General features: G+C 64.5%; 20 protein-coding genes. 8 read left to right on the forward strand and 12 right to left on the reverse strand.

The window, feature by feature from the left end:
- Positions 1-86: 86 nt before the first annotated feature.
- The 5 genes from AC1RMG_RS05490 to AC1RMG_RS05510 form a co-directional block, all read right to left on the reverse strand.
- Positions 87-566, reverse strand: coding sequence for an Lrp/AsnC family transcriptional regulator (locus AC1RMG_RS05490; RefSeq protein WP_011061344.1), 480 nt, complete (start codon positions 564-566; stop codon positions 87-89).
- Positions 567-578: 12 nt separating this feature from the next.
- Positions 579-1340, reverse strand: coding sequence for an ABC transporter ATP-binding protein (locus tag AC1RMG_RS05495; protein WP_493168627.1), 762 nt, complete (start codon positions 1338-1340; stop codon positions 579-581).
- 64 nt (positions 1341-1404) lie between these two features.
- Positions 1405-2115 carry an ABC transporter permease gene (locus AC1RMG_RS05500; RefSeq protein WP_011061346.1) on the reverse strand — a complete coding sequence of 237 codons (711 nt, stop codon included), beginning with the start codon at positions 2113-2115 and terminating at the stop codon, positions 1405-1407.
- Entirely contained in the window at positions 2112-2837 is a 726-nt protein-coding gene (locus AC1RMG_RS05505; RefSeq protein WP_011061347.1) for an ABC transporter permease, read from the reverse strand. The genes AC1RMG_RS05500 and AC1RMG_RS05505 overlap by 4 nt, the downstream gene beginning before the upstream one ends.
- Positions 2838-2909: 72 nt before the next feature.
- Positions 2910-3689 (reverse strand): transporter substrate-binding domain-containing protein, encoded by a 780-nt coding sequence (locus AC1RMG_RS05510; RefSeq protein WP_262214412.1) that lies wholly within the window; start codon positions 3687-3689, stop codon positions 2910-2912.
- Positions 3690-4149: 460 nt separating this feature from the next.
- Here AC1RMG_RS05510 and AC1RMG_RS05515 point away from each other — a divergent pair, with 460 nt between their 5' ends.
- Positions 4150-5256, forward strand: coding sequence for an enoyl-CoA hydratase/isomerase family protein (locus AC1RMG_RS05515; protein ID WP_015635654.1), 1107 nt, complete (start codon positions 4150-4152; stop codon positions 5254-5256).
- Between the two features lie 4 nt (positions 5257-5260).
- Positions 5261-6412, forward strand: coding sequence for an acyl-CoA dehydrogenase family protein (locus tag AC1RMG_RS05520; RefSeq protein ID WP_011061350.1), 1152 nt, complete (start codon positions 5261-5263; stop codon positions 6410-6412).
- Positions 6413-6574: 162 nt separating this feature from the next.
- Here AC1RMG_RS05520 and AC1RMG_RS05525 read toward each other — a convergent pair whose 3' ends face one another.
- The 6 genes from AC1RMG_RS05525 to AC1RMG_RS05550 form a co-directional block, all read right to left on the reverse strand.
- Positions 6575-7348: an enoyl-CoA hydratase gene (locus tag AC1RMG_RS05525; protein WP_011061351.1), complete on the reverse strand. Its 774-nt coding sequence runs from the start codon at positions 7346-7348 to the stop codon at positions 6575-6577.
- 20 nt (positions 7349-7368) lie between these two features.
- Positions 7369-8496 carry an acyl-CoA dehydrogenase gene (locus AC1RMG_RS05530; protein WP_011061352.1) on the reverse strand — a complete coding sequence of 376 codons (1128 nt, stop codon included), beginning with the start codon at positions 8494-8496 and terminating at the stop codon, positions 7369-7371.
- A 12-nt stretch (positions 8497-8508) separates the two neighbouring features.
- Complete coding sequence (locus tag AC1RMG_RS05535; protein WP_011061353.1) at positions 8509-9699, reverse strand: acetyl-CoA C-acyltransferase; 1191 nt, start codon at positions 9697-9699, stop codon at positions 8509-8511.
- Positions 9700-9711: 12 nt separating this feature from the next.
- Entirely contained in the window at positions 9712-10473 is a 762-nt protein-coding gene (locus tag AC1RMG_RS05540) for an SDR family NAD(P)-dependent oxidoreductase (RefSeq protein WP_011061354.1), read from the reverse strand.
- A gap of 14 nt (positions 10474-10487) precedes the next feature.
- On the reverse strand, positions 10488-12152 hold the full coding sequence (locus tag AC1RMG_RS05545; protein WP_493168630.1) for an AMP-binding protein: 1665 nt from the start codon (positions 12150-12152) through the stop codon (positions 10488-10490).
- Positions 12153-12604: 452 nt separating this feature from the next.
- Positions 12605-13627 carry an AraC family transcriptional regulator gene (locus AC1RMG_RS05550; RefSeq protein WP_041120647.1) on the reverse strand — a complete coding sequence of 341 codons (1023 nt, stop codon included), beginning with the start codon at positions 13625-13627 and terminating at the stop codon, positions 12605-12607.
- A gap of 339 nt (positions 13628-13966) precedes the next feature.
- On the opposite strand from AC1RMG_RS05550, the gene AC1RMG_RS05555 reads away from it, so the two are divergent.
- Positions 13967-16177: a TonB-dependent receptor gene (locus tag AC1RMG_RS05555; RefSeq protein WP_493168632.1), complete on the forward strand. Its 2211-nt coding sequence runs from the start codon at positions 13967-13969 to the stop codon at positions 16175-16177.
- Here the strand turns inward: AC1RMG_RS05555 and AC1RMG_RS05560 are convergent.
- On the reverse strand, positions 16165-16452 hold the full coding sequence (locus tag AC1RMG_RS05560) for a hypothetical protein (protein WP_015635661.1): 288 nt from the start codon (positions 16450-16452) through the stop codon (positions 16165-16167). The two genes, AC1RMG_RS05555 and AC1RMG_RS05560, sit on opposite strands and share 13 nt — an antisense overlap.
- Positions 16453-16545: 93 nt before the next feature.
- On the opposite strand from AC1RMG_RS05560, the gene AC1RMG_RS05565 reads away from it, so the two are divergent.
- From AC1RMG_RS05565 to AC1RMG_RS05585, 5 genes are all read left to right on the forward strand, one after another.
- On the forward strand, positions 16546-17817 hold the full coding sequence (locus tag AC1RMG_RS05565) for an ABC transporter substrate-binding protein (protein WP_493168772.1): 1272 nt from the start codon (positions 16546-16548) through the stop codon (positions 17815-17817).
- Positions 17818-17974: 157 nt separating this feature from the next.
- On the forward strand, positions 17975-18901 hold the full coding sequence (locus tag AC1RMG_RS05570; protein WP_011061358.1) for a carbohydrate ABC transporter permease: 927 nt from the start codon (positions 17975-17977) through the stop codon (positions 18899-18901).
- 10 nt (positions 18902-18911) lie between these two features.
- A complete protein-coding gene (locus AC1RMG_RS05575) occupies positions 18912-19742 on the forward strand; it encodes a carbohydrate ABC transporter permease (RefSeq protein WP_011061359.1) in 831 nt (276 codons plus the stop codon).
- A 23-nt stretch (positions 19743-19765) separates the two neighbouring features.
- Complete coding sequence (locus AC1RMG_RS05580) at positions 19766-20869, forward strand: ABC transporter ATP-binding protein (protein WP_493168634.1); 1104 nt, start codon at positions 19766-19768, stop codon at positions 20867-20869.
- 16 nt (positions 20870-20885) lie between these two features.
- Positions 20886-22367, forward strand: coding sequence for a mannitol dehydrogenase family protein (locus AC1RMG_RS05585; protein ID WP_019093973.1), 1482 nt, complete (start codon positions 20886-20888; stop codon positions 22365-22367).
- Positions 22368-22538 lie beyond the last annotated feature (171 nt).

Below are 22538 nucleotides of genomic sequence, written 5' to 3' on the forward strand. Positions count from 1 at the left end.
CAGCGAAGGCGATCTTGCGAGCGGTGCAAGGCTTGCGGGCCTGTTCGCCGGCAAGCCGGCTCCTGCGGCGGGGGGCGTACAGGGGGTTATTCCATGCCGGTCTTGACCATCGCCAGCTCAGGGTGGCTGACCAGTTTGTCGATGTGCAGATCCGGGTCGTCGAACCAGACTTCAGTCAGCACCCGGTAGTGCTCCATGTCCCGGCAGCGCATGCGCAGGCTGTAGTCGAAGGCGCCGCTGATCAGCCGGCATTCCAGCACCTGGGGGCAGGCCCGGACCTTGGCCTCGAAGGCTTTCTGCGCCGCCCGCCCGCTCTGGTTGGACAAGGCCACCAGCACCAGCAGCGACAGCCCCGGGGTGAGTTTCTTTTCGTCGAGGATGGCCCCGTAGCCACGGATGACCCCGAGCTGCTCCAGCTTGCGCACCCGTTCCAGGCACGGCCTGGGGGTCAGGTGCACGCGCTCGGAGAGTTTCTGGTAGGTGATGCGCCCTTCGTGGCGCAGAACCTCGATGATCGCCTGGTCGATTCGATCAAGCACGATCGACAGGTCGCGGATGTCCGCCATGGATGTCTTCCCTCACTTCAAACGGCCGGATAGAAACTGCTGCAAACGTTCACTCTGCGGCTGGTCGAGAATCGCCGGGCTACCCTGCTCCTCGACCCGCCCTTGATGCAAGAACAACACCTGGCTCGACACTTGTCGGGCAAAGCTCATTTCATGGGTGACCATGAGCATGGTCCGCCCCTCTTCGGCCAGGGCCTGGATCACCTTCAGCACCTCCCCCACCAGTTCCGGGTCCAGCGCCGAGGTCGGCTCGTCGAACAGCAGGATCTGCGGCTCCACCGCCAGGGCCCGGGCGATCGCCACCCGCTGTTGCTGGCCACCGGACAGGAACGCCGGGTACTGCTCGGCCACCCGTTGCGCCAAGCCCACCTTGTCCAGGTAGGCCCGGGCACTGGCTTCGGCCTCCTTGCGGCCAATGCACAGCACCCGGCACGGCGCCAGCATGATGTTCTCCAGCACGCTGAGGTGGCTCCACAGGTTGAAGTGCTGGAACACCATGGCCAGGCGCGTGCGCAGGCGCTGCAACTGGGCCGGGCTGGCCACCTGCATGCCGCCAGGGGCCTCGCGGGTGACAATCGCCTCGCCGTCCAGGGCAATGGCCCCGGCATCGGCCCGCTCCAGGAAGTTGATGCAGCGCAGCATGGTGCTCTTGCCCGAGCCACTGGCGCCGATCATGCTCACCACGTCTCCGGCCCGGGCCTTCAACGAGACGCCCTTGAGCACTTCGTTGTCACCAAAACGCTTGTAGAGATTTTCAACGGTCAATTTGTACATCGCAGACTCCTGGAACCCCGCCGCTGGCAGCAAGGTTCTGGATAGGAAAAAGAGGAAAGGAACGTCAGTGAGCCGGGCCGAGGAAGCTCAGCCAGCGCCGCTCCGCCAGGCGGAAGGCCGCCACCAGGCCGAAGGACAGCCCCAGGTACAACAGGCCGGCGATGCCGAAGGCCTGGAAGGTCATGAAGGTGGCGGCATTGGCGTCCCGGGCCACCTTGAGGATGTCCGGGATGGTGGCGGTGAAGGCCACCGAGGTGGCGTGCAGCATGAGGATCACCTCGTTGCTGTAGTACGGCAGCGCCCGGCGCAGGGCCGAAGGCAGGATCAGCCGCCAGTACAGGCGCCAGCCGCTCAGGCCATAGGCGTGGGCTGCCTCGATCTCGCCATAGGGAATGCTGCGGATGGCCCCGGCGAAGATCTCCACGGTGTAGGCGCAGGTGTTCAGGGTGAAGGCCAGCAAGGTGCAGTTCATGGCATCGCGGAAGAAGGCTTCGAGCAACGGCTGCTGGCGTATCGCGGCAATGCCGTACAGGCCGCTGTAGCAGATCAGCAGCTGGATGTACAAAGGCGTGCCGCGAAACACATAGGTGAACAACTGCACCGGCCAGCGCAGCAGCGCCCAGTGCGAGGTGCGCAGAATGGCCAGGGGCAGCGACAGGACAAACCCCATGGCCAGGCTGGCCACCAGCAGCCACAGGGTCATGGCCAGCCCGGTAAGGCTCTCGCCGTCAGTGAACAGAAACGGCCGCCAGTATTCCTGGATCAGTTCGATCATCGCGACAGCCCTCGCACGCCCTGGTTGTAGTGCCGTTCCAGGCGCCGCAGCAGCTGGTTCGAAGCGCTGGTGATCAGCAGGTACAGGGCCGCCGCCAGGAGCAGGAAATCCAGCATGTTGAAGGTGCTCTTGCCAGCTTCCTGGGCCACCTTGACCAGGTCGGTGAGGCCGATGATCGACACCAGCGCCGTAGCCTTGAGCAGCACCAGCCAGTTATTGCCCAGGCTCGGCAAGGCGAAGCGCATCATCTGCGGGAACACCACGTGGCGAAAGCGCTGCATGCGGCTCAGGCCGAAGGCCGCCGCGGCTTCCTGCTGGCCCCGGGGCACGCTGAGGATTGCCCCGCGAAAGGTCTCGGTGAAATAGGCGCCGTAGATGAAGCCCAGGGTCACGATCCCGGCCACGAAGGGGTCGATCTCCATATAGGGCCAGTCCAGCAGTTCGGTCAGGGCCGTGAGCCAGCCCTGCAGGCTGTAGAAGATCAGCAGCATCAGCACCAGGTCCGGTACGCCGCGGATCAAGGTGGTGTAGCAGGTCGCCGGGATCTGCAGCAGGCGCAGCGGCGAAAGCTTGGCCGCCGCCCCCAGCAACCCCAGGAGCATGCTCACCAGCAGCGCCAGGGCGGAGAGTTTCAGGGTCATCCAGGCGCCGTGCAGCAACAGCGGCCCATAGCCTTGCAGGACCTCGAGGTCCAGGCCCAACAGAGTCAGAAAGGTATTCACGCCAATCACCTTGCTCGGGCCACGGCCGGGCCCGGGATACTGGGTATCAGTCCCGGGGCCCGCCGTGGGCGATCAGTTGTTGTAGAGGTCGAGGTCGCCGAAGTACTTGCGCTGGATCTGGGCGTAGATGCCCTTCTCATGCAGCGCCCGGATGGCGCCATTGAGCATGGCCTTGAGCTCGTCCTGGTCCTTGCGCAGGCCAATGGCGATCTCCGACGGCACCAGAGGGTCGCTGATGCCGACGCTGTTCTCGAAGTCGGCGCCCTGGGGTGATGCGAGGAAGCTCATCTGCGCTTGCAGCTTGTCCTGGATCGAGGCGTCCAGCCGGCCGTAGACCAGGTCGGCATAGACCTGGTCCTGGTTCTGGTAGGCCCGCAGCTTGACCCCCGCCGGGCCCAGCTTGGCCCTGGCGTAGGTTTCCTGGACGGTGCCCTGCATGTAGCCCAGGGTCTTGCCCTTCAGCGATTCACCGGTGGGTTCGAGGCCCGAGCCCTTGCGCGTGACGATGGCCGTGGGGCCGGCGTACAGCCGGTCGCTGAAGTCGATCTGCTTGCGCCGCGCATCGGTAACGGTCATGGAGGACTCGATGGCGTCGAACTTGCCGGCCTTGAGTGCCGGGATCAGGCCGTCGAAGTCGTTGCTGACCCACACGCACTTGAGCTTGAGCTCGGCGCAGATGGCGTTGCCCAGGTCGACACCGAAGCCCTGCACGCCGCCGCCTGCCGTGGTGGATTCAAAGGGCGGATAGCTCGGGTTGACGCCAAAGCGCAGTTCTTTCCATTCCTTGGCGCTGGCGCCCATGGAAACGCACGCAATTGCCAGTAACGGCACAGCCAGCCAGTGTTTAGTCATCTTCAGAGTCCCGGATTATTTGGATTTATAGCGGCCCGGCAGCAATGCCAGGCCCCACTTGTGACAGGGGCAGAGAGTGGATGCGGGGTCGCCGCAGTCGGGTTCTTGTTGTTATTGGCCGGGTTTGGCGCGCAGAGCCGAACCCGTTCCTGGTTGCCGCGGTCTACGCTGCAACGGAGCGCCAGAATGCCAACTGCCGAAGTGGCCCAGGTGTCGTAAGGGGCGCCTGAAACAGCCGGGATCGGCTGATCACGGCTATTTCACAGCCGATTCTGTCGTCAAGGCTCTACACCTTGGTCCAGAGCGGTTGCGCAAGGCCAGGGCGTGTTTTCTTGTCATGCAAAAATGCACAGTCGACCTGCAGCTTTCCGGGTTGTAATTGGCAAATTTGCACTGCTACGATCCGCCGATGCTCGCGCGCGAGCCTCATATAAAAAACAATAAAAGCAGGGAGTTAGTGATGACTGCTCAGGTTTCATCCCAAGCGAGCCGGGCCTGCGACGCCACCCCGGACGAAGTGTTGGTCGAGGTGCGCAACCACATCGGCTACCTGACCCTAAACCGCCCCGCCGGCCTCAACGCCATCACCCTGTCGATGGTCCGCACCTTGCAGCAGCACCTGGACCACTGGGCCCAGGATCCGTTGATCCACGCCGTCGTCCTGCGTGGCGCGGGGGACAAGGCTTTCTGCGCCGGCGGCGATATCCGCTCGCTGTACGACAGCTACCACAGCGGCGACAGCCTGCACCAAGACTTCTTCGTCGAGGAATATGCCCTTGACCTGACCATCCACCACTACCGCAAGCCGGTGCTGGCGCTGATGGACGGTTTTGTCCTGGGTGGCGGCATGGGCCTGGTGCAAGGCGCCGACCTGCGGGTAGTCACCGAGCGCAGCCGCCTGGCGATGCCGGAGGTGGCCATCGGTTACTTCCCGGATGTTGGCGGCAGTTACTTCCTGTCGCGCATACCCGGTGAGCTGGGGATCTATCTCGGAGTCAGCGGCGTGCAGATCCGCGCCGCCGATGCCCTGTACTGCGGCCTGGCCGACTGGCACCTGGACAGCAGCAAGCTGGACCTGCTGAACCAGCGCCTGGACCGCCTGCACTGGAGCGACTCGCCCCTCAAGGACCTGCAAGGCCTGCTGGCCAGGCTCGCGGTGCAGGCCCTGCCCGATGCGCCCCTGCAAGCCTTGCGCCCGGTCATCGATCACTTCTTCGCCCAGGCGGACGTACCCAGCATCGTCGAGCAACTGCGTACCGTCACCATTGCCGACAGCCATGAATGGGCGCGCAGCACCGCCGACCTGCTGGAAACCCGCTCTCCCCTGGCCATGGCCGTGACCCTGGAAATGCTGCGCCACGGCCGCCAGTTGAGCCTGGAACAATGCTTCGCCCTGGAACTGCACCTGGACCGGCAGTGGTTCGAGCGTGGCGACCTGATGGAAGGCGTACGCGCCCTGATCATCGACAAAGACAAGACTCCGCACTGGAATCCGCCCACCCTGGCGGCCCTCGACGCCGATCGGGTGGCGAGCTTCTTCAGTGGTTTTGACGGCAGCGGGAGCTGAACTCATGCACGACATTGAACTGACCGAAGAGCAAGTGATGATCCGCGACATGGCCCGGGACTTCGCCCGAGGTGAGATCGCCCCCCATGCCCAGGCCTGGGAAAAGGCCGGCTGGATCGACGATGGCCTGGTGCGCAAGATGGGCGAACTGGGCCTGCTGGGCATGGTGGTTCCCGAGGAATGGGGCGGCAGCTACCTGGACTACGTGGCCTATGCCCTGGCAGTGGAAGAAATCGCCGCCGGCGACGGCGCCACCGGTGCCCTGATGAGCATCCACAACTCGGTGGGCTGCGGGCCGATCCTCAACTACGGCAGCCAGGAACAAAAGCAGCAATGGCTGCCGCGCCTGGCCGCTGGCGAAGCCATCGGCTGCTTCTGCCTGACCGAACCCCAGGCCGGCTCCGAAGCCCACAACCTGCGCACCCGCGCCGAACTGCGGGACGGCCAGTGGGTAATCAACGGCGCCAAGCAGTTCGTCAGCAACGGCAAGCGCGCCCAGCTAGCCATCGTTTTTGCAGTGACCGACCCGGAACTGGGCAAGAAAGGCCTGTCGGCGTTCCTGGTGCCCACCGACACCCCGGGCTTCATCGTCGACCGCACCGAACACAAGATGGGCATCCGCGCCTCCGACACCTGCGCCGTGACCCTCAACCAATGCACCATCCCCGAGGCCAACCTGCTGGGTGAACGGGGCAAGGGCCTGGCCATCGCCCTGTCCAACCTCGAAGGCGGGCGCATCGGCATCGCGGCCCAGGCCCTGGGCATCGCCCGCGCCGCCTTTGAAGCCGCCCTGGCCTACGCCCGGGAGCGGGTGCAGTTCGACAAGCCGATCATCGAACACCAGAGCATCGCCAACCTGCTGGCCGACATGCACACCCGCCTGAATGCCGCCCGCCTGCTGATCCTCCACGCCGCGCGCCTGCGCAGCGCGGGCCAGCCGTGCCTGTCGGAGGCTTCCCAGGCCAAGCTGTTCGCCTCGGAAATGGCCGAGAAGGTCTGCTCCTCGGCCATGCAGATCCATGGCGGCTACGGCTACCTGGAAGACTATCCGGTGGAACGCTACTACCGCGACGCGCGAATTACCCAGATCTACGAAGGCTCCAGCGAGATCCAGCGCCTGCTGATCGCTCGCGAGTTGAAGCATTACCAGCTGTAGGCATTGACGCCGAAAACAAAAAATCGCAGCCGGGGCTGCGATTTTTTTTGGCTGTTCCCTCGTAGGAGCCGGCTTGCCGGCGAACAGGCCCCATGAGTCATGCGCTGCCCTCGGGGACGCCTTCGCTGGCAAGCCAGCTCCTACGTGGCTAGGACGCTGCGGTTACTGGTCCTTGAACTGCGGGTCACGCTTGGCGATGAAGGCGGCCATGCCTTCTTTCTGGTCCTGGGTGGCGAAGGCGGCGTGGAATACCCGGCGCTCGAAGCGTACGCCCTCGGACAGGCTGACTTCAAAGGCGCGGTTCACGCTTTCCTTGATCATCATGCTCACCGGGATCGATTTGCCGGCAATCACCGCCGCCACTTTCAGGGCTTCTTCCACCAGTTCATCGGCCGGCACGATGCGTGCGACGATGCCGCAGCGCTCGGCTTCCACGGCGTCGATAAAACGCCCGGTCAGGCACATTTCCATGGCCTTGGCCTTGCCTACCGCGCGGGTCAGGCGCTGGGTGCCGCCCATGCCCGGCAACACGCCGAGGTTGATTTCCGGTTGGCCGAACTTGGCGTTGTCGCCGGCCAGGATGAAGTCGCACATCAGCGCCAGTTCGCAACCGCCGCCCAGGGCGAAGCCGTTGACCGCGGCGATGATCGGCTTGCGCCGGTTGGCCACGCGGTCGCTGTCGCTGAAGAGGTCGTCGAGGTAGATCTGCGGGTAGCTCAGCTCGGCCATTTCCTTGATGTCGGCACCGGCGGCGAAGGCTTTCTTGGAACCGGTGATGACGATGCAGCCGATCTGCGGGTCGGCTTCCAGGCGATCCAGGGCCTGGTTCACCTCGCCGACGATCTGTGCATTGAGGGCGTTCAGCGCCTGGGGGCGGTTGAGAGTGATCAGGCCGACCCGGCCCTTGATGTCCAACAGAATGGTTTCGTAGCTCATGAATCAGCTCCTGCTAAAAGTCAGAGATTGCGCGAAATGACCATGCGCTGAATGTCGCTGGTGCCTTCGTAGATCTGGCAGATGCGCACATCGCGGTAGATCCGCTCCACCGGGAAGTCGCTCAAATAGCCATAGCCACCCAGGGTTTGCAAGGCCGCGGAACAGACCTTCTCGGCCATTTCCGAAGCGAACAGCTTGGCCATCGAGGCCTCCACCAGCGCCGGCTTGCCGCTGTCGCGCAGGGCCGCGGCGTAGTGCACCATCTGCCGCGCCACGGCGATCTGGGTGGCCATGTCCGCCAGGCGGAAGGCCACGGCCTGGTGCTCGATGATCGGCTTGCCGAAGGTTTCGCGCTCGCGGGCGTAATCCCGTGCCGCTTCGAATGCGGCCCGGGCCATGCCCACCGATTGCGAGGCAATGCCCACGCGCCCGCCTTCAAGGTTGGCCAGGGCGATCTTGTAGCCCTCGCCCTCCTCGCCCAGGCGGTTGGCCAGCGGCACCTTCACATCCTCGAAGAGGATCTGGCAGGTGTCGGAGGCGTGCTGGCCGAGCTTGTCCTCGATGCGCGCGACCTTATAGCCCGGCGAGTCGGTGGGCACGATAAAGGCACTGATGCCGCGCTTGCCGGCCGCCGGGTCGGTGACCGCGAACACGATCACCACCCCGGCGTTCTGTCCGGAGGTGATGAACTGCTTGCAGCCGTTGAGCACATAGTGGTCGCCGTCGCGGCGGGCCCGGGTCTTCAGGCTGCTGGCATCGGAGCCGGCCTGGGGTTCGGTCAGGGCGAAGGCGCCGAGCATGGCGCCACTGGCCAGGGGCTTGAGGAAGCGTTCCTTCTGGTCATCGTTGCCGAACTTGAGGATCGGCACGCAGCCCACCGAGTTGTGCACGCTCATGATGGTGGAACAGGCGCCATCACCGGCGGCGACTTCCTCCAGGGCCATGACATAGGCCAGGTAGCCGGTGTCGCACCCGCCCCACTGCTCGGGCACCAGCATGCCGAAGAAACCCAGCTCGGCCATCTCGGCAATGGCTTCCTTGGGAAAGCGGTGCTCGCGGTCCCAGTCGGCGGCGAAAGGCTTGAGGCGCTCCTGGGCGAATTGCCGGGCCGCGTCGCTGATCTGCAGTTGTTCGTCATTGGGCAACATCGGGATTCCTCGTTACAGGCATTCAACGGCCATGGCCGTGGCTTCACCACCGCCGATGCAGATCGCGGCCACGCCACGCTTGAGGCCTTTCTGGCGCAGGGCCGACAGCAGGGTCACCAGGATCCGCGCACCGGAAGCGCCGATCGGGTGGCCCAGGGCGCAAGCGCCGCCGTGCACGTTGACCTTGGCGTGGGGGATTTCCAGCTTGCTCATGGTGACCAGGCTGACCACGGCGAAGGCTTCGTTGATCTCGAACAGGTCGACCTCGTTCAACGACCAGCCGGTCTTCTTCATCAGCCGCTCGATGGCACCCACCGGGGCCACCGGGAACAGCCCGGGGGTATCGGCGAAGGCCGCGTGGCCGTGGATCACTGCCAGGGGCTTGAGGCCGCGCTTGTCAGCTTCGGAGCGGCGCATCAGCACCAGGGCCGCGGCGCCGTCGGAGATCGAGCTGGAGTTGGCCGCAGTCACGGTGCCACCGTCGCGGAACGCCGGTTTCAAGGTGGGGATCTTGTCCAGCTTGGCCTTGGGCGGCTGCTCGTCGTCGCTGATCAGCTTCGACTCCTTGCCGACCATCACCTGCAGGGGAACGATCTCGTCCTTGAACAGGCCGTCCTTGATCGCCTGCTGGGCACGGGTCAGGGAAGCCACGGCGAAATCGTCCTGGGCCTGGCGGGTAAAGCCGTTGGCCTCGGCGCAATCCTCGGCGAAGGTGCCCATCAGGCGGCCCTTGTCGTAGGCGTCTTCCAGGCCGTCGAGGAACATGTGGTCCAGCACCTTGCCGTGGCCCATGCGGTAGCCGCTGCGAGCGCGGTCCAGCAGGTACGGGGCGTTGGACATGCTTTCCATGCCACCGGCGATCACCACCTCGGCACTGCCGGCCAACAGCATGTCGTGGGCCAGGATGGTGGCCTCCATGCCGGAACCGCACATCTTGTTCAGGGTGGTGCAGCGGGTGCCCTTGTCCAGGCCGGCGCCCAGGGCGGCCTGACGGGCCGGGGCCTGGCCGAGGCCGGCGGACAGCACGCAGCCGAACAGCACTTCTTCGACCGCCTGCGGTGCAATGCCGGCGCGCTGGACTGCGGCGCGAATGGCTTCGCTCCCCAGTTGCGGCGCGCTGAGGCCTTTGAGGTCCCCCTGGAAACCGCCCATGGGGGTACGGACGGCGCTGACGATGACAATCGGATCTTGGGCAATGGACATGATGAATCCTCCTTACTTGGCGGCCATGCGCAAGGCGCCGTCGAGACGGATCACCTCGCCGTTGAGCATGCTGTTTTCAATGATGTGCCGCACCAGCGCGGCGTACTCGGCGGGCTTGCCCAGGCGTGGCGGGAATGGCACGCCGGCGGCCAGGCCGGCCCGCACTTCGTCGCTCATGCCGGCCATCATCGGGGTTTCGAAAATACCCGGGGCGATGGTCATCACCCGGATGCCGAAGCGTGCCAGCTCCCGGGCCACCGGCAGGGTCAGGCTGGCGATGGCGCCCTTGGAGGCGGCGTAGGCCGCCTGGCCGATCTGCCCGTCGAAGGCGGCGATGGACGCCGTGTTGATGATCACCCCGCGCTCGCCGTCGGCATTGGCCGGGCTTTCGGCAATGGCTGCTGCTGCCAGGCGCAGCAGGTTGAAGCTGCCGATCAGGTTGACGTTGATCACCTGGCTGAAGCTGGCCAGGGCGTGGGGGCCGTTCTTGCCGAGGATTTTCTCGCCACGCACGATGCCGGCGCAGTTGACCAGGCCGTTGAGCCCGCCAAAGGCCTTGACCGTGGCCTGCACCGCCGCTTCGGCCGCGGCTTCCTGGCTGATGTCGGCCACCACGCTCTGGCAGCCCAGTTGCTGGGCCTTGGCCGCCACGGCCTCGGCATTGAGGTCCACCAGCATCACCCTGGCGCCGGCGGCGACCAGCATTTCGGCGCTGGCGGCTCCCAGGCCGGAAGCGCCGCCACTGACGAGAAACACCTGGTTTGCAATGTCCATCATTCAAATCCTGTTCATGCGGTAGCTGTTGACGCCGCGGCCTCTTGAGCCTTGGCGATTTCCTGGTTGCGCAAGATAAAGCGCTGCAATTTGCCGCTTGGGGTCTTCGGCAATTCGCTGACAAATTCGATTTCACGGGGGTAGGAATGAGCCGCCAGGCGCTTGCGCACGTGCTGGCGCAACTCCTCTGCCAGCTCATCGGTGGCGCGGTACTGCTCGCTGAGCACCACGAAGGCCTTGACCAGTTCGGTGCGCTCCGGATCGGGCTTGCCCACCACCGCCGCTTCCACCACGGCCGGGTGTTCGATCAGTGCGCTTTCCACGTCGAACGGGCCGACCCGGTAGCCGGAGGTGGTGATCACATCGTCGCTGCGGCCCACGAAGCTGATGCTGCCGTCCTGGTTCAACTCCACGGTGTCGCCGCTTAAGTAGTAGTTGCCGACAAAGGCCTTGGTCGGCACCCCGGCGTAACCGGCGAACCAGCACATGGGCGACTGGCTGCGGTCGATGGCCAGAATCCCCGGCTGGCCGACGCCCAGTTCCTGGTAGTGCTCATCGAGCACCACGATGCGGTGGCCCGGCGAGGCGAAACCGGCGGCGCCGACATGCACCGGGTGCTCCAGGCCGTGGTGGTTGCACAGCACCATGCCCAGCTCGGTCTGGCCGTAGTGGTCGTGGATCACCACGCCCAGCTGTTCGGCGAACCAGCGGATGACTTCAGGGTTGAGCGGCTCGCCGGCGCTGCTGACGATACGCAGGCGGCCCTTGATCGAACGGGTGAACTGGTCGCCGCCAGCGATCAGCAGGCGGTAGGCAGTGGGCGAACCGGTGAGGTTGGTGATGCCGTACTTGTTGATCACCCGGCAGGTGCTTTCCAGGGTGAAGGGGCCATCGTAGAAGGTGATCGGGTGGCCCAGGCCCAGGGGCCCGGTGACGCCGAAGTAGATGCCGTAGGCCCAGCCCGGGTCGGCGACGTTCCAGAAGGCGTCTTCCGGGCGCAGGTCCACGGCGTCGCGGGTGTAGGCCTGGAACGCGATTATGGCCTTGAGCGGCACTTCCAGGGCTTTCGAGGGGCCGGTGGTGCCCGAGGTGAACATCAGCAGGAATGGGTCTTCGCCGGTCAGCAGCACGGGCTCGCACTGGGCCGGGTACTGTTCCAACTCGGCCCAGAAGCTGAAGTCACCGCGCACGATGCCCTGGCCCTTGGCGCCTGCGACCGTGACGATGGTCGGGCACTCGGCGACTTCCGCCAGCTTGGGCCGGTTCACCGCGTCGCTGACCACCAGCTTGGCCTTGGAGCTGTTGAGGCGGTGCTCGATGGCCTTGGGGCCGAAGGCGGTGAACAGCGGCTGGTACACCGCGCCAATGCGCCAGGTGGCCAGCACCGTGATCAAGAGTTCGACATTGCGTGGCAGCAGCCCGGCGACCTTGTCGCCCTTGCCGACCCCCTGGGCCAGGAAGAAGTTGGCCAGGCGCCCGGCCTTGTCCTGCAGTTCAGTGAAGGTGTAGCTGGCGCTGCTGCCGTCCCGGCCTTCCCAGAACAGCGCGATGCGCCCGGGCAAGGCATGCCGGTCGCAGCACTCGACACAGGCATTGAGGGCTGAGAGCGAGCCCGCCAGGGCCGACTCCATGGTGTGCTGATAATCGAATTCCTTGATAGCAGACAGGTAGTTGCGCATTGCCAGAATCCCTCACTGTTCTTATTAGGATGGGAACCTCATGAAAATCAGGGAAATACTGGCGCCAGAGCCCTCGCGGAACAATGGTCAAAGCTATCAAGTTGCGTGACCGGTTTGGCCAAGAGCACGCCCCGCCACGGTTGGCGGCGGCACCTGAAATTGCCGTAGAAGCTGGCTTGCCAGCGAAGGCATCGGCCCGGGCGGTGCAAGGCTTGCGGGCCCTTTCGCCGGCAAGCCGGCTCCTACGGGGGATGAGGGTTACCGTCTGTGTAGGAGCTGGCTTGCCAGCGAAGGCGTCGGCCCGGGCGGTGCAAGACTTGCGAGCCTCTTCGCCGGCAAGCCGGCTCCTACGGGGGGATGGGGTTACCGCCTGTGTAGGCGCTGGCTTGCCAGCGAAGGCGTCGGCCCGGGCGGTACAAGGCTTGCGGGCCTCTTCGCCGGCAAGCCGGCTCCTACGAGAGGTGCGGGTCGTTGAGGATCAGGCTGCGGTAATGCCCGGGGTTGGAACCGGACCATTTGCGAAAGGCCTTGTAGAACGAGCTAGTGTCGGCAAACCCCAGGCGCCCGGCAATCTCGGCAAAGCTGATCTGCGGCTCGGCCAGCCAGACAATCGCCAGTTCCTTGCGCACGCTGTCCTTGAGCGCCTGGTAGCTCTGGCCTTCTTCGGCCAGGCGCCGGCGCAGGGTCGAGGCGGACATGCACAGGCTCTGGGCCAGGCTTTCGCTCTCGGGCCACTGCTCCCCTGGCAGTTGCCGCAACTGCTGCTTGATGCGGCTGGCCAGGCTCTCGGGGTCGCGGTACTTGACCAGGATGTTGGCCGGGGCATGGGCCAGGAAGCGCTTGAGCTCTTCCTCGCTGCGCTTGATCGGCAGGTCCAGGCAGTCGGCGGCGATGATCATCCGTGTGCGTGGCCGCTCGAAACGCAGGTTGTCGGAGAACATCACCCGGTAGTCGTCGCAGAAATCCGGCTGCGGGCCGCGCAGCTCGATGGCCAGGATCGGAATGCGCCGGCCCGCCAGCCAGCAGGCCACGCCGTGGACAATCATCCAGTAGGTGAAGTAGGTAAAGGCCCGCCGCGGCTCGTGTTCATCCTCCAGCAGGACGATTTCCGCCAGGCTCTGCTGGTGCACCAGCTGCGCCGGCATGCGCTCGAACATCAGCGTCAGAAAGCCCAGCACCGAGTCCAGCCCGCTGGCCAGGGTCGGCTGGGCCATGGCCGAGCGGCAGAGAAAGGCCAGGCTGCCGGACTTCAGGCGGCGCGGGTCCATGCCGAAGAACTCATCGTCCAGGCGCCGCGCCAGCAGGCGCCAGAGCCGTGCATAGGCACTGGCCGGTACCCGCGCCGTGCCCTGCTGCAGGCCCGCCGGGTCGATGCCGACCTTGTGCAGCACTTCATCGGTGGCGGCGCCCGGGGCGCAGCTTTGCAGCAGTGCCTCGCGCACCAGTTGCATGGAGATGGTGTCTTTTTCCGACATCGCGGCCAACGGTTTACTCAATCCTGGGATGGCCATCTTAGGCAGTGACCGGGAAAAAGCCAGTGGGCTTTGGTCCCCCCCCTGCATGCCCTTTGCCACTCTCCGCCAGCCAGGGCCCGGTAGCAGCGGACTGCGTCCGATGTTCAGAAGTAAACCCGAGACCACGCTGAAATGGTCGCCACCAGGACAAGATAAATACCCATAAGGAAGTGATTTATCCCAAGAGTTGCTAGGAAAAGACTGAATGTAGCCAGGTCTGCATAAGCATCATTGAATGCGCAGCTATTAGGAATTAGTCTCGTTTGCGATTTGATCTCATCAAGCAAACGAGTGATTCCAATGAATAAAAAATCCCCACCTGCCTTGCCGCCACGCCACTTCCTGGCCTCCACCATCGGCTTCGCGATCGCCTCTGTACCAGGCGTTGGCGGCGCCGCAGAACAGCAGAAACCGCTGCAGCTGGACAGCATCAAGATCGAGACCGAAGAGCATCGCGGCTACAAGGTCGAGCGCTCGTCCTCCGCCAAATACGTCGCGCCTCTTCTGGATACCCCGCAAACCATTACCACGATCCCCTCCCAGGTGATCCAGGAGCAGCAGGCGCTGAACCTGCGCCAAGTGCTATCCAACGTCTCCGGCATCACCTTCAACGCCGGCGAAGGTGGCGGCGGCTCGGGAGACAGCATCAACATCCGCGGCTTTTCGGCCAACAGCAACCTACAGATCGACGGCCTGCGCGACAGCGCGCAAAGCAACCGTTCCGACACGTTCAACGTCGAACAGGTCGAGGTCATCAAGGGCCCCAACTCGGTATTCGGCGGTGCCGGCACCACTGGCGGCAGCATCAACGTGGCCAGCAAGCAGCCCAAGGACCAGGCTTTCACCCGTCTGGGCGGCAGTATTGGCAGCGACAACTACTACCGGTTGACCCTGGACGGCAACCAGCCGCTGGAAGGCGTCGGCACCAACAGTGCGCTGCGCATCAACCTCATGGGGCATCAGAACGATGTGCCCGACCGCGAGAAGATCGACCGCCAGCGCTGGGGCATTGCTCCGTCACTGCGGCTGGGTTTCAACGACACCACCCGCCTGACTCTCAGCGCTTTCCACCAAAGCGACGACAACCTTCCCGACTACGGCGTGCCGGCGCGCGACGGCAAGAGGCTGGCCGGCGTCAAGCGCGATGCCTACTTCGGCTGGAAGAACCTCGACAAGGAACAGATCGAGCAGAGCGCCTTCACCGCCAACTTCGAGCATGAGTTCAACAACTACCTGCGCCTGCAGAACTTGACGCGCTACAGCCACACCGCACGCGACACCATTGTCTCCGCGTCCCATACCAACACCAGCCGTGTCCCGCCGGGTCGCTACCTGCCGGCGGGCCCCCAGGCCTATGGGCGCGACGCTACCACCGAGATGTGGATCAACCAGAGCAACCTCATCGGCGATTTCGAGCTCGCCGGGATGCGCCATGATCTGACGGTGGGCCTGGAGCTGTCTCACGAAACCCTGGACCTGAAGACCTACAGTCACGGCCTGGGCAGCACCCTCTACCCGGCCCTCGGCTATGACCTGGGCCATCCACCCGGACGCTGGAATGGTCCGATCAGCAAGACCACCGGCGGCTACACCGAGACTCGCCTGACGGACCAGGCGCTGTACCTGTTCGACAACATCGCCCTGCATGAACAATGGGACCTCAACCTGGGCCTGCGCTATGACAAGATCCGCGGCAAGGCCGACAGCTACTCCGGGGCCCATGTGAAAACCTCGAAGCGCGCCTCCGATGACGCCAAGGCCAGCGCCCGCACGGGCCTGGTGTTCAAGCCAACCGAGAACGGGCGGATCTATGCCGCCTGGGGCAACTCCTTCAACCCCTCCGCCGAGAACCTCGCCTCGACCGGCAGCGGCCTCAACGCCAATACCGAGGAGCTGGCGCCGGAGAAGAACGAAACCTGGGAGCTGGGCACCAAGTGGGAACTGCTGGACAAGCGCCTGGAGCTGGACGCCGCGCTGTTTCGCGTGGAGAAGAGCAATGCCCGGGAAACCATGTCCGACGGTTCCACCCAACTGGCCGGCAAGAAGCGGGTACAGGGCGTCGAGCTGGGCCTCACGGGGCGTGTGACCGAGCATTGGAACCTGTTCGCCAACTACACCTTCCTCAACAGCGAGACCCTGAAGGCCGCGGACACCGCTTCCGGGATCGCCCGCAAGGGCCAAGCCCTGGGCAACACCCCACCGCGCTCGTTCAACCTCTGGACCACCTACGAATGGCCGGCTGGCTGGACCCTGGGTTACGGCACTCGTTATGTCAGCGAACGCAACGTCACCTCCAGCACCCAGGCCAAGCTGGACGCCTACTGGGTACACAACGCCATGCTCAGCTACAAGGTCAACCGCAATCTCGACCTGCAACTGAACGTCAATAACCTGTTCGACAAGGACTACGTGGAACGAGTACGCCAGCAGAGTGGCTCAACCGCCCGCTCCTCGGCCATCGAATACGGCGATGCACGCTCGGCGATCATGACAGCCAGCTATTCGTTCTGACCCACCCCTCCAGGCGAAGCCCTTTTGGCCAGGGCCTCGCCGCCGTTCTGCGCGGTTTTTCGCCCGGCAAGCCCGACCACGCAGCAAACCAATACGCAATTTTCTCGATTTTTTCCGGCAAGGCCGGACAAATCCTTGCCCAATGGCGGCTGGCGCCGGCCGAACGTTTTCAGTGCAGTGCAAAAAAGTATCGGTTTCAGTGTTATGGATGATTTGTCAGAGCGGTCGTTGAGGGCTGTAATCAGCCCACCTTCTTCCTCGGCAGAGGAAGACATAACAACAATAACCGTCCTTCTGCAGCCCTCACCGGCGCAGGACAGGAGTGAACGATGAAACCCTGCAGCAAAGCCCTGCTCCTCACCACCTGCATGACCCTCAGCAGCGTCACCCTTGGCGCCCAGACCCTGACCATCGCCACCGTCAACAACAGCGACATGATCCGCATGCAACGCCTGTCCAAGACCTTCGAGGCCGAGCACCCGGACATCAAGCTGAACTGGGTGGTGCTGGAAGAGAACGTGCTGCGCCAGCGCCTGACCACCGACATCGCCACCCAGGGCGGGCAATTCGACGTGCTCACCATCGGCATGTACGAAGCCGCACTCTGGGGCGCCAAGGGCTGGTTGCAACCGATGCAGGACCTGCCGGCCAGCTATGAGCTGGACGATGTCTTCCCTTCGGTGCGCGAGGGCCTGTCGATCAAGGGCACTCTCTACGCCCTGCCGTTCTACGCCGAAAGCTCCATGACCTACTACCGCACCGACCTGTTCAAGGAGGCCGGCCTGAGCATGCCCGAGCGGCCGACCTGGGAGCAGATCGGCGAATTCGCCGCCAAGCTCAACAAGCCCGACCAGGAGCAATACGGTCTGTGCCTGCGGGGCAAGGCCGGCTGGGGCGAAAACATGGCGCTGATCACTACCCTGGCCAACAGCTACGGGGCGCGCTGGTTCGATGAGAAGTGGCAGCCGGAGTTCACCGGGCCGGAATGGAAGAACGCCCTGACCTTCTATGTCGACAACATGAAGAAGTCCGGCCCGCCCGGGGCTTCGAGCAACGGTTTCAACGAAAACCTGGCGCTGTTCAACAGCGGCAAGTGCGCGATCTGGGTCGACGCCAGCGTGGCCGGCTCTTTCGTCACCGACAAGAGCCAGAGCAAGGTCGCCGACCATGTGGGCTTCACCTACGCGCCGCACCAGGTCACTGACAAGGGCAGCGCCTGGCTGTACTCATGGTCCCTGGCGATCCCCGCCAGTTCCAAGGCCAAGGACGCCGCCAAGACCTTCAGTGCCTGGGCCACTTCCAAGCAGTACGCCGCGTTGGTGGCCGAGAAGGATGGCATCGCCAATGTGCCGCCGGGCACCCGCGCCTCCACCTACAGCGAGGCCTACATGCAGGCCGCGCCGTTCGCCAGGGTCACCCTGGAATCGCTGAAGGTCGCCGACCCGAGCAAGCCCACCCTCAAGCCGGTGCCCTACGTCGGCATCCAACTGGTGACCATCCCCGAGTTCCAGGCCATTGGCACCCAGGTCGGCAAGTTGTTTTCCGCCGCCCTGATCGGCCAGACCACGGTGGACCAGGCCCTGGCGGCCGCGCAGCAGAGCACCGAACGGGAAATGAAACGCGCCGGCTACCCGAAATAACCCGGCTCTCCCTGTAGGAGCCGGCTTGCCGGCGAAGAGGCCCTTGAGTCTTGCGCAGTGTTCAAGGGCGCCTTCGCTGGCAAGCCAGCACCTACGGGCAGCCCGGCCGTGCCAGCGCCGTGTCGCGCCCCCTTGTACCCAACTGGTTGTGACCCTTATGAATACCTCGACTGCCAAGCTGCATGTGCAACCGCAGGCGGCGCCTCGCAAAAGCCGCCTGGCCAACCCCGGCTGGTTCCTGGTCAGCCCCTCGGTGGCGCTGTTGCTGCTGTGGATGATCGTGCCCCTGGGCATGACCCTGTACTTTTCAGTGATCCGCTACAACCTGCTGTACCCCGGCGAGAACCAGTTCGTCGGCCTGGAGAACTTCAGCTACTTCCTCAGTGATTCGGGCTTTGTGCCCGGGGCCACCAATACCCTGTTGCTGGTGGGCAGCGTACTGCTGATCAGCGTGGTGTTCGGGGTACTGATCAGCGCCCTGCTGGAGGCCAGCGAGTTCCTCGGCCGGGGCATCGTCCGGGTGCTGCTGATCTCGCCGTTCTTCATCATGCCCACGGTGGGCGCGCTGATCTGGAAGAACCTGATCTTCCACCCGGTGTCGGGGATCCTCGCCGCGCTGTGGAAACTGTTCGGCGCCCAGCCGGTGGACTGGCTGGCGCACTACCCGCTGCTGTCGATCATCGTCATCGTTTCCTGGCAGTGGCTGCCGTTCGCCATCCTGATCCTGATGACTGCCATGCAGTCCCTGGACCAGGAACAAAAGGAAGCCGCGCGCCTCGATGGTGCCGGGCCCATCGCCATCTTCTGGCACCTGACCCTGCCGCACCTGGCCCGGCCGATTGCCGTGGTGGTGATGATCGAGACCATCTTCCTGCTGTCAGTGTTCGCCGAGATCTTCACCACCACCAACGGTGGCCCGGGCTACGCCTCCACCAACCTGGCGTACCTGATCTACAACCAGGCCCTGGTGCAATTCGACGTCGGCATGGCTTCGGCCGGCGGGCTGATCGCCGTGGTCATCGCCAACATCGCCGCGATCATCCTGGTGCGGATGATCGGCAAAAACCTGACTGACCAGAGCTGAGGTGGCCGCCATGACCCTGCAACAATCCCGACGCCTGCAAAGCCTGCTACTGGGCACCCTGGCCTGGGCCATCGCGATCCTGATCTTCTTCCCGATCTTCTGGATGGTGCTGACCAGCTTCAAGAGCGAGATCGACGCCTTTGCCACGCCGCCGCAATTCATCTTCACGCCAACGCTCGAGAACTACCTGCACATCAACGAGCGCAGCAACTACCTGGCCTTCGCCTGGAACTCGGTGGTGATTTCCTTCAGCGCGACCGCCCTGTGCCTGCTGATCGCGGTGCCGGCGGCCTACTCCATGGCCTTCTTTGAAACCCGCAACACCAAGCGCACCCTGCTGTGGATGCTCTCCACCAAGATGCTGCCGCCGGTGGGCGTGCTGATGCCCATCTACCTGCTGGCCAAGAGTTTCGGCCTGCTGGATACGCGCATCGCGCTGATCGTGATCTACACCCTGATCAACCTGCCGATCGTGGTGTGGATGGTTTACACCTACTTCAAGGACATCCCCCGGGACATCCTCGAGGCCGCCCGCCTGGACGGCGCCACACTGGCCCAGGAAATGCTGCGGGTGCTGATGCCCATCGCCAAGGGTGGCCTGGCCTCCACTGCACTGCTATCGCTGATCCTGTGCTGGAACGAGGCCTTCTGGTCGCTGAACCTGACCTCTTCCAACGCCGCCCCGCTGACCGCGCTGATCGCCTCCTACTCCAGCCCCGAAGGGCTGTTCTGGGCCAAGCTCTCGGCGGTCTCGACCCTGGCCTGCGCGCCGATCCTGATCTTCGGCTGGATCAGCCAGAAGCAGTTGGTGCGCGGCCTGTCCTTTGGCGCGGTGAAGTAACTCTGAAATTGCGGAGACATCCCATGGCTCACCTGAAAATCAACAACCTGCAAAAAGGCTTCGAAGGCTTCGACATCATCAAGGGCATCGACCTTGAGGTGAACGACAAGGAGTTCGTGGTCTTCGTCGGCCCCTCGGGCTGCGGCAAGTCCACCCTGCTGCGGCTGATCGCCGGGCTGGAGGAAGTCAGCGGCGGCAGCATCGAGCTGGACGGTCGCGACATCACCGAAGTCAGCCCGGCCAAGCGCGACCTGGCCATGGTGTTCCAGACCTACGCCCTGTACCCGCACATGAGCGTGCGCAAGAACATGTCCTTCGCCCTGGACCTGGCGGGGGTCGATAAGGCCCTGGTGCAGCAAAAGGTCGACGAAGCGGCGCGCATCCTGGAACTGGGGCCGATGCTCGAACGCAAGCCCAAGCAACTGTCCGGCGGCCAGCGCCAGCGCGTGGCCATTGGCCGGGCCATTGTGCGCAACCCGAAGATCTTCCTGTTCGACGAGCCGCTGTCCAACCTCGATGCCGCCCTGCGGGTACAGATGCGCCTGGAACTGGCGCGCCTGCACAAGGAACTGCAGGCCACCATGATCTACGTGACCCACGACCAGGTGGAAGCCATGACCCTGGCAGACAAGGTGGTGGTGCTCAATGGTGGCCGGGTGGAACAGGTGGGCTCGCCCCTGGAGCTCTACCATCGCCCGGCCAACCTGTTTGTCGCAGGCTTTCTCGGCACGCCGAAGATGGGCTTTCTCAAGGGCCGTATCAGCCACGTCGACGGTCAGGGCTGCGAGGTCCAGCTGGATGCCGGGGCACGCCTGCGCCTGGAGCAGAGCGGTGCGCAACTGAGCCCGGGCAGCGAGGTGACCCTGGGCATCCGCCCCGAGCATCTGGAGCTGGGCGAGCCCGGCCCGGGCAGCCTGGCAGTCACCAGCGACGTGGCCGAGCGCCTGGGCAGCGACACCTTCTGCCATGTCCGCAGCAGTTGCGGTGAAGCCCTGACCCTGCGTATCCGCGGTGACCTGGCGAGCCGCTACGGCGAACAGCTGCACCTGCACCTGGCCCCCCAGCACTGCCATCTATTCGATGCCCTGGGGGTCGCCGTGTCCCGCCCCCTGCGCGCCGCCGCCTGATCCCAGAGAGCCCTGCATGAAACTCAAACGCTTGAACCTCAGCCAACTGCCGCCCCAGGTGCGGGTACCCGCCTACACCGTCACCGCCACCCGCCAGGGCATCGCGCACATTGGCGTCGGCGGCTTTCACCGGGCCCACCAGGCCTATTACACCGATGCCCTGATGAACCTGGGCCAGGGCCTGGACTGGAGCATCTGCGGGGTCGGCCTGCGCTCCGAAGACCGCCGCGCGCGGGACGATCTGGCCGGCCAGGACTACCTCTACACCCTGTACGAGCTGGGCGATGGCGACGACCACGAGGTGCGGGTGATCGGCGCCATCAGCCAGATGCTGCTGGCCGAGGACGACGCCCAGGCGCTGATCGACAAGCTGGCCAGCCCGGAGATCCGCATCGTCTCCCTGACCATCACCGAGGGCGGCTACTGCATCGACGACAGCACGGGCGAGTTCATGCTGCACCTGCCGCAGATCCAGCACGACCTGGCCCATCCGCAACAGCCGCGCACGGTATTCGGCTTTCTCTGCGCGGCCCTGGCCCTGCGCCGGGCCGCGGGGATCCCGGCCTTTACCCTGATGTCCTGTGACAACCTGCCCCACAACGGCGCGGTGACCCGCAAGGCGCTGCTGGCCTTCGCCGCCCGCCGCGACGCCGACCTGCATGACTGGATCGAGCGCCACGTGAGCTTTCCCAACGCCATGGTCGACCGCATCACTCCCATGACCAGCACCGCCCACCGCCTGCAACTGCACGATGAGCACGGCATCGACGATGCCTGGCCGGTCGTCTGCGAGCCCTTTGTGCAGTGGGTCCTGGAAGACAAGTTCTGCAATGGCCGGCCGGCCTGGGAACAGGTCGGCGTGCAGTTCACCGACGACGTCACGCCCTATGAAGAGATGAAGATCAAGCTGCTCAACGGCAGCCACCTGGCCCTGACCTACCTGGGCTTTCTCAAGGGCTACCGCTTCGTCCACGAAACCATGAACGACCCGCTGTTCGTCGCCTACATGCGCGCCTACATGGACCTGGACGTAACCCCGCAACTGGCGCCGGTACCGGGCATCGACCTGGCGGCCTACAAGGACACCCTGGTCCAGCGCTTCTCCAACCAGGCGATCGCCGATCAACTGGAGCGGGTGTGCAGCGACGGTTCGTCGAAGTTTCCCAAGTTCACCGTACCTACCATCAACCGGCTGATCGCCGATGGCCGTGATACTGAGCGTGCGGCCCTGGTGGTGGCGGCCTGGGCCCTGTACCTCAAGGGCGTGGACGAGAATGGCCTGAGCTACCGGGTTCCCGATCCGCGGGCCGAGTTCTGCCAGGCCCTGGTGGCCGACGATACCTTGCTGACCCAGCGTTTGCTGGCGGTGGAAGAAATCTTCGGCTCGGCGATTCCCCATTCCAGCGCGTTTGTCGATGCTTTCGAGCGCTGCTTCAACAGCTTGCGCGAACATGGCGTGAGCAAGACGCTGGAGCGATTGTTGGCCAGGCCCGTGTAGCCGCTGCCGCAGGCTGCGAACGGCCTGGGCGGTACTGCGTCGAAGAAGATGCGGCGATTACAAGGACGCTGCAGGTTCGGCTGCAGATCGCCAGGCAAGGACCTGCGGGCCTTCGCGCAGCCTCGCCTCAGGCTCGGCAGCGGCTACAGCTCGACAATAATCACCCACACC

This window comes from Pseudomonas sp. GW822-FHT04H02 (genome assembly GCF_058800645.1).